The sequence below is a fragment of the Rhizobacter sp. P1_G5 genome, assembly GCF_056405435.1.
In genome coordinates this window covers 1-6,001 of sequence record NZ_JBFUCB010000373.1, presented here as the reverse complement: position 1 = coordinate 6,001, position 6,001 = coordinate 1, and the positions used below count along the sequence as shown (strand labels likewise).

Sequence of the window (6,001 nt, the reverse complement as noted above, 5' to 3'; positions counted from 1 at the left end):
GGCCCAGGGATTCGGACAGCAGGGGGGAGGATGCTGGGCCGGTGACGGCGTCCATGGAGAAGCGGCGGCGAATGGGGAAAGCCCGGGCGGGTAGCCCAGGAGCCCATCCAATCTAGCACGCCGCCCCTGGCGCGTCCGTGACGGTGGACGCGCTGCGCGTGACGGAAGTCGGCGCCGATCAGTGCGACAGCGGCATCTTCATGGCCGACGCGATCGGCGGCAGCACCGCCACGCGGTTCAGCAGGTCGCCGATGCTGGCGGTCTGCGTCTTGATGCGGATGCTGCTGATCTGCGAGCGCACCGTCGAGACGGCGACGCTGAAGGCGCGCRCCACTTCCTTCGGCCGCTGGCCGTCGCACAGCGCGCGCAGCACCTTGGTCTCGGCGGCCGTCAGGCCGTGGGTGCGGGCGAAGAACTCGAGGGTCAGCGATTCGCAGCGGTGGCGCTTGCCGAGCACCAGCATGGCCAGCGCGCCGTCCTCGGGCGAGGACATCGGCACGAAGGCCACCGGCATCGCGCCGTCGTCGCGGCTCAGGTTCAGCATGCGGCGCCGCCCGCCGCAGGCGCCGAGCAGCGCGCCGAGGAAGCCGGACAGCTCCTCCGCATGGCGCGGCAGCACCTGGTCCTTGATGAGGCGCAGGCCGTCGCCGGCCTGCAGCAGCTGCCAGCCGAGCTGGTTGGCATGGCGCAGGCTGCAGTTCGCATCGATCAGCAGCAGGCCGTGGTCCATCTCGTCGAGCATCATCGTCAGCCAGCGCGCCATCGCGGAGTGGCCGTGGCGGCGCTCCGGCCCGGGGTACGGCGGCGTGACGGGGTCGGCGACGGGGTGGATCGCGGCCGGGGTGGGCCGCAGGTTCAGGTGGGCGGTCGGACGGGTGTCCGGGGGTGAGAGCAGTTCATCCAACATGGCGCTGTCCTTCTGATGGCAGGCGCAGCAGCAACGCTGTGCACCTTGTTACAGCGTAGGGGCGTCGGATGCCGGCAGGTGGTGAAAACCGCCGGGCGGGTTTGTGATTTATTCACCTCGGCCGGGCGGGGCACCCAGCAGCGTGGTCAGCCAGCGCGTCAGGTGCTCGACCTCCGGGCCGCACACCGAATGCGGCATCGGGTACTCGTGCCACTCGACCGGGTGGCCGAGCGCCAGCAGCGCGTCGCGCGAGGCGAGTGCGCGGGCGATCGGGATCACCGGGTCCTGCCGGCCGTGCGCGAGGAAGACCGGCACGCCGTGGTTCGCGGCATGGCGCTCGGCCGCGGTCTGGGCCGCCAGCGGCAGGTAGCCCGACAGCCCGACCAGGCCGGCCAGCCGCTCGCCGTGGCGCAGCCCGGTCAGCAGCGTCATCGCGCAGCCCTGCGAGAAGCCGCCGAGCACGATGCGCGCGCTGGGGATGCCGCGCTCGTTCTCGCGCGCGATCAGCGCCTGCACCAGCGCCTGCGATTCGCGCAGGCCGGTCTCGTCCTCGCGCCGCACCAGGTCGGCGCCGAGGATGTCGTACCAGGCGCGCATCACGTAGCCGCCGTTGATCGTGACCGGCCGCGTCGGTGCGTGGGGGAAGATGAACCGCACCGGGCCGGCAGCCGACAGGTCCAGCTCCTGCGCGAAGGGCGCGAAGCCGTGCCCGCTGTCGCCGAGCCCGTGCAGGAAGATGATGGTGGCCGTCGGGTTCGGGCCGGTGTCGGTTTCGATGGTGTCGAGGAGCTGCATGCCGCGATGCTAGCCCGGCGCGGCCCCTCGATCCTTCAGAAGCGGTAGTTCACGCCCAGGCTGAGTTGCGGGATCGCGCGGATCTTGCCGACGCCGTCGCGCAGCTCCTGCGTTTCCTTGTCGACATCGGCGTTCAGCTGGGCGCGCTGGGTCGCATCCATGCTGTCGAAGGTGGGGCCGCTCGCGGCCGACTCGACCTTCGCGCGGCCGATGCTCGCGCCGAGGTCGAAGTGGAAGCCCCAGGCGCCTTCGGTACCGGCCTGGTGGCCGTAGCCGATGCCGAGGAACGGCGTCGTCTTCGGGAACTTCACGTGTGCGTCGAAGCGGTCGCCGTCCTGCGTCGCGTAGGTGGTGTTGCCGATCACGATCTGGTTGTTGGTCGGCTTGCCGGCCAGGTCGAGCTTCATCGCGTTGAAGGTCACCCCGCCAGTCAGGCGCCAGCCGCCGGTGAAGAACCAGTCGGCGAACACGCCGCCGCGGCTCAACTTCAGCTCGGCGTCGTAGTGGATGCTGTTCTCGGTCTTCGTGGTGCTGTGCTTGCCGAGCGACGCGACATCGCCGCGCAGCGTCACCGACGGCGCGACCGGTTGTGCATAGCCGAGCATCAGGCCGTGCGTGCCGATGCCGGTGTAGACCTCGCCGGCGTGGGCGCCGGCGGCCAGTGCCAGCGTGGCGGCCAGGGTGGTCAGCGTCTTGATCATGGGAAGCTCCTCGTACTGCGTCTCGAATGAAAGCCTGCCCGCGGCTGCGGGTGAGCGCTCATTCTTCAGCGGGACGGGGCCGGACCAAACGCCGAACAGCGCGGGCCGGGCCGTGCTGTTCAGCGCTTCGGGCGCCGGATCAGAGCGTGAAGTCGTAGTCGATGATCAGCGGCGCGTGGTCCGAGAAGCGCTGCTCGATGTAGATGTGCTCGCGCAGCGCCGTGGCGGCCAGTGCCGGCGTGGCCAGGTGGTAGTCGAGCCGCCAGCCGACGTTCTTCGCCCAGGCCTGACCGCGGTTGCTCCACCAGGTGTATTGCTCGGCCTTCGGGTTCAGCGTGCGGAACACGTCGACCAGGCCCAGCTCGTCCAGCGTGTGCGTCATCCAGGCCCGCTCCTCGGGCAGGAAGCCGCTGTTCTTCTGGTTGCTGCGCCAGTTCTTCAGGTCGATCTCCTTGTGCGCGATGTTCACGTCGCCCACCAGGATGAACTCGCGCTCGGCCTTCAGCTGCTGCAGGTACGGCGTCATCAGCGCCAGGAAGCGGAACTTCGCGAGCTGCCGCTCCTCGCCGCTGGAGCCGCTCGGGAAGTAGCAGCTGATGATGCTGAGCTTGCGCTTCGGTGTATCGAAGCGAAGCTCGATGTAACGGCCCTCGGCGTCGAACTCTGGCGATCCGAAGCCCACCACCACGTCGCTCGGCGTCTTGCGGCTGTACAGGCCGACGCCCGAGTAGCCCTTCTTCTCGGCGAAATGGAAATGGCCGTGCATGTCGTGCACCCGCTCGAAGCGGCCGGCGATGTCGGCCGCCTGGGCCTTGACCTCCTGCACCCCCATACAATCGGCGCCGATGCTTTCCGCCCACGGCACCAGCCCCTTCGTGGCAGCCGAGCGGATGCCGTTCAGATTCAAAGACACCAGACGGAACACGAAAGACCTCCGATGAGCCCCACCGCTGACACCCTGGCCAAAGACTTCGTCAGCTTCTCGGTGGAAGCCGGCGTGTTGCGGTTCGGGGAGTTCAAGACCAAGGCCGGGCGGCTGTCGCCCTATTTCTTCAATTCCGGCCTGTTCGACGACGGCGCCAAGCTGGGCCGCCTCGCGGAATTCTATGCGCGCCGCCTGCTCGCCTCGGGCGTCGAGTTCGACATGCTGTTCGGCCCCGCCTACAAGGGCATCACGCTGGCGTCGGCCACTGCGGTGGCGCTGGCCGGCCTGGGCCGCAACGTGCCGTTCTGCCACAACCGCAAGGAAGCCAAGGACCACGGCGAAGGCGGGCTGATGGTCGGCGCGCCGTTGAAGGGCCGCGTCGTCATCATCGACGACGTGATCACCGACGGCGCTTCCAAGCGCGAATCGGTCGACATGATCCGTGCGGCCGGGGCGGAACCGGTGTCGGTGCTGATCGCGATGGACCGCATGGAACGCAAGGGTTCCGATGACAACCTGAGCGCCCGCTCGTCCGTTGAGGAGTTCGAAGCGGCGTACGGCATGCCGGTGCTTGCCATTGCGACGCTGGCGGACTTGCTGCAGTATCTGCAGACGAATGACGATCCGGCCCTGCGCAGCCACCTGGCGCGCGTGACCGCCTACCGGGACCGTTACGGGGTGTAAATGACGAGCCTGCTTGTGGTGAATCGACCGATGCGAACCTGGCGATGCCTTGCCGTGCTGGCGGGGTTGGTGGCCGCCTCCTCGGCCCACGCCGCGATCTACAGCTGCGTCGACGGCAACGGCCGGCGCCTGACCTCCGACCGCCCGATCGTCGAATGCGCGACCCGCGAGCAGCGCATGCTCAACACCGACGGTTCGGTGCGCCAGATCGTGCCGCCGACGATGACCGCCGACGAGCGCGCCGAGGCCGAGGCGAAGGAGCGGCAAGCCGCCGCCGACCGCGTGGCGCAGCAGGATGCGATCCGCCGCGACCGCAACCTGGTGAACCGCTTTCCCAACGACGCTGCCCACATGAAGGCGCGCGAGGCCGCGCTCGACGATGTGCGCAAGGGCGTCGCGTTCTCGCAGGGGCGGCTGGCCGAACTCGAACGCGAGCGCAAGCCGCTGATCGACGAGCAGGAGTTCTACAAGGGCAAGAAGCCGCCGGCCAAGCTGCGCCAGCAGCTCGACGCGAACGACGCCGCGGTGGCGGCGCAGAAATCGCTGGTGCAGAACCAGGAAGACGAGATCGTGCGCATCAACAACCTCTACGACGTCGAGCTCGAACGGCTGAAGAAGCTGTGGGCCGGCGCGTCGCCGGGGTCGATGGGGGCGCTGCCGGCCGCTTCCGCGCCGGCACCCCGCAAGGCAGCGGGGAAGTAAGACTCGCCGAACGACCTTCCGCGCCCGCGCGTGCCTGGCTTCGCGGCGTCTGGCGCGATCGAGCTTCGCAGGTCAGCTCGCTCCGAGTTTCTTCTTGAGAAGCTCGTTCACCTGCGACGGGTTCGCCTTGCCCTTGGTGGCCTTCATCGCCTGGCCGACCAGCGCGTTGAACGCCTTGTCCTTGCCGGCACGGAACTCCTCCACCGACTTCGCGTTCGCCGCCAGCACCTCGTCGAGGATGCGCTCCAGCTCGCCGCTGTCGCTCATCTGCTTCAGGCCCTTGGCCTCGATGATGGCGTCGACCGCGCCTCCCGCTGTCCACAGCTGATCGAACACCTGGCGTGCGCCGCTGTTCGAGACCGTGCCGTCGGCAATGCGCCCGATCAGCGCGGCCAGCGTCGCCGCGCTCACCGGGCTCTGCGCGATGTCCTTCTCCTCGGCATTCAGCCGCCGCGACACCTCGCCCATCAGCCAGTTGGCCGCCAGCTTCGGCTGGCCGCAGGCCTTCGCCGTGTCCTCGAAGAACGCGCCGAACGCCTTGCCCTGCGTCATCATCGACGCGTCGTAGGCCGGTAGCCCGTACTCCTTCTGGAAGCGCTCGGCCATCAGGCGCGGCAGCTCCGGCATCGCGGCGCGCACCTGCTCGATCCACTCGGGCGCGATCACCAGCGGCGGCAGGTCCGGGTCGGGGAAATAGCGGTAGTCGTGCGCGTCTTCCTTCGTGCGCATCGCCCGCGTCTCGCCGGTGTCGGGGTTGAACAGCACGGTCGCCTGCTGCACCTTGCCGCCGTCCTCGATCAGGTCGATCTGCCACTGGATCTCGTAGTCGATCGCCTGCTGCAGGTACTTGAAGCTGTTCAGGTTCTTGATCTCGCGGCGCGTGCCGAACTCGGCCCCGGGCCGGCGCACCGACACGTTGGCATCGCAGCGGAAGCTGCCTTCCTGCATGTTGCCGTCGCAGATGTCGAGCCACACCACCAGCGAATGCAGCGCCTTCGCGTACTCCACCGCCTCGGTGCTCGCGCGCATGTCGGGCTCGGTGACGATCTCCAGCAGCGGCGTGCCGGCACGGTTCAGGTCGATGCCGGTCTGGCCGGCGTAGTCCTCGTGCAGCGACTTGCCGGCGTCTTCTTCCAGGTGGGCGCGCGTCAGCTGCACCCTGTGCTTCACGTCGCCGACGAAGAACTCCAGCGAGCCGCCYTGCACCACCGGCGTCTCGWACTGGCTGATCTGGTAGCCCTTSGGCAGGTCSGGGTAGAAGTAGTTCTTGCGCGCGAAGATCGACAG

Annotated in this window: 7 protein-coding genes; 2 read left to right on the top strand and 5 right to left on the bottom strand. The window is 68.6% G+C overall.

What is annotated here, in order from left to right; genetic code table 11:
* Window positions 1-178: 178 nt before the first annotated feature.
* The 4 genes from AC1D12_RS22110 to AC1D12_RS22095 all read right to left on the bottom strand — a co-directional run bounded on the left by AC1D12_RS22110 (window position 179) and on the right by AC1D12_RS22095 (window position 3,328).
* A complete protein-coding gene (locus AC1D12_RS22110; protein ID WP_477842872.1) occupies window positions 179-907 on the bottom strand; it encodes a helix-turn-helix transcriptional regulator in 729 nt (242 codons plus the stop codon).
* Window positions 908-1,015: 108 nt separating this feature from the next.
* Window positions 1,016-1,702 carry an alpha/beta hydrolase gene (locus AC1D12_RS22105; protein ID WP_477824579.1) on the bottom strand — a complete coding sequence of 229 codons (687 nt, stop codon included), beginning with the start codon at window positions 1,700-1,702 and terminating at the stop codon, window positions 1,016-1,018.
* Between the two features lie 35 nt (window positions 1,703-1,737).
* Window positions 1,738-2,403, bottom strand: a complete 666-nt coding sequence (locus AC1D12_RS22100) for a hypothetical protein (protein ID WP_047508454.1) — start codon at window positions 2,401-2,403, stop codon at window positions 1,738-1,740.
* A 139-nt stretch (window positions 2,404-2,542) separates the two neighbouring features.
* Window positions 2,543-3,328: an exodeoxyribonuclease III gene (locus tag AC1D12_RS22095; protein WP_477824578.1), complete on the bottom strand. Its 786-nt coding sequence runs from the start codon at window positions 3,326-3,328 to the stop codon at window positions 2,543-2,545.
* 12 nt (window positions 3,329-3,340) lie between these two features.
* Between AC1D12_RS22095 and pyrE the strand changes: the two genes are divergently transcribed.
* Window positions 3,341-4,012, top strand: a complete 672-nt coding sequence (pyrE, locus tag AC1D12_RS22090; RefSeq protein ID WP_477824577.1) for an orotate phosphoribosyltransferase — start codon at window positions 3,341-3,343, stop codon at window positions 4,010-4,012.
* A 30-nt stretch (window positions 4,013-4,042) separates the two neighbouring features.
* The gene (locus AC1D12_RS22085) at window positions 4,043-4,714 is read left to right on the top strand and encodes a DUF4124 domain-containing protein (RefSeq protein WP_047508460.1); all 672 of its coding nucleotides are present in this window, start codon (window positions 4,043-4,045) and stop codon (window positions 4,712-4,714) included.
* A gap of 72 nt (window positions 4,715-4,786) precedes the next feature.
* Here the strand turns inward: AC1D12_RS22085 and gatB are convergent.
* Window positions 4,787-6,001: Asp-tRNA(Asn)/Glu-tRNA(Gln) amidotransferase subunit GatB (gatB, locus tag AC1D12_RS22080; RefSeq protein ID WP_477842870.1), on the bottom strand; the 1,215-nt coding region annotated here is incomplete at its 5' end.

Bases quoted from the DNA above. Each gene is read 5' to 3' on its own strand.
- AC1D12_RS22105 (WP_477824579.1), bottom strand. From the start codon at position 1,702: ATGCAGCTCCTCGACACCATCGAAACCGACACCGGCCCGAACCCGACG.
- AC1D12_RS22100 (WP_047508454.1), bottom strand. From the start codon at position 2,403: ATGATCAAGACGCTGACCACCCTGGCCGCCACGCTGGCACTGGCCGCC.
- pyrE (WP_477824577.1), top strand. From the start codon at position 3,341: ATGAGCCCCACCGCTGACACCCTGGCCAAAGACTTCGTCAGCTTCTCG.
- AC1D12_RS22085 (WP_047508460.1), top strand. From the start codon at position 4,043: ATGCGAACCTGGCGATGCCTTGCCGTGCTGGCGGGGTTGGTGGCCGCC.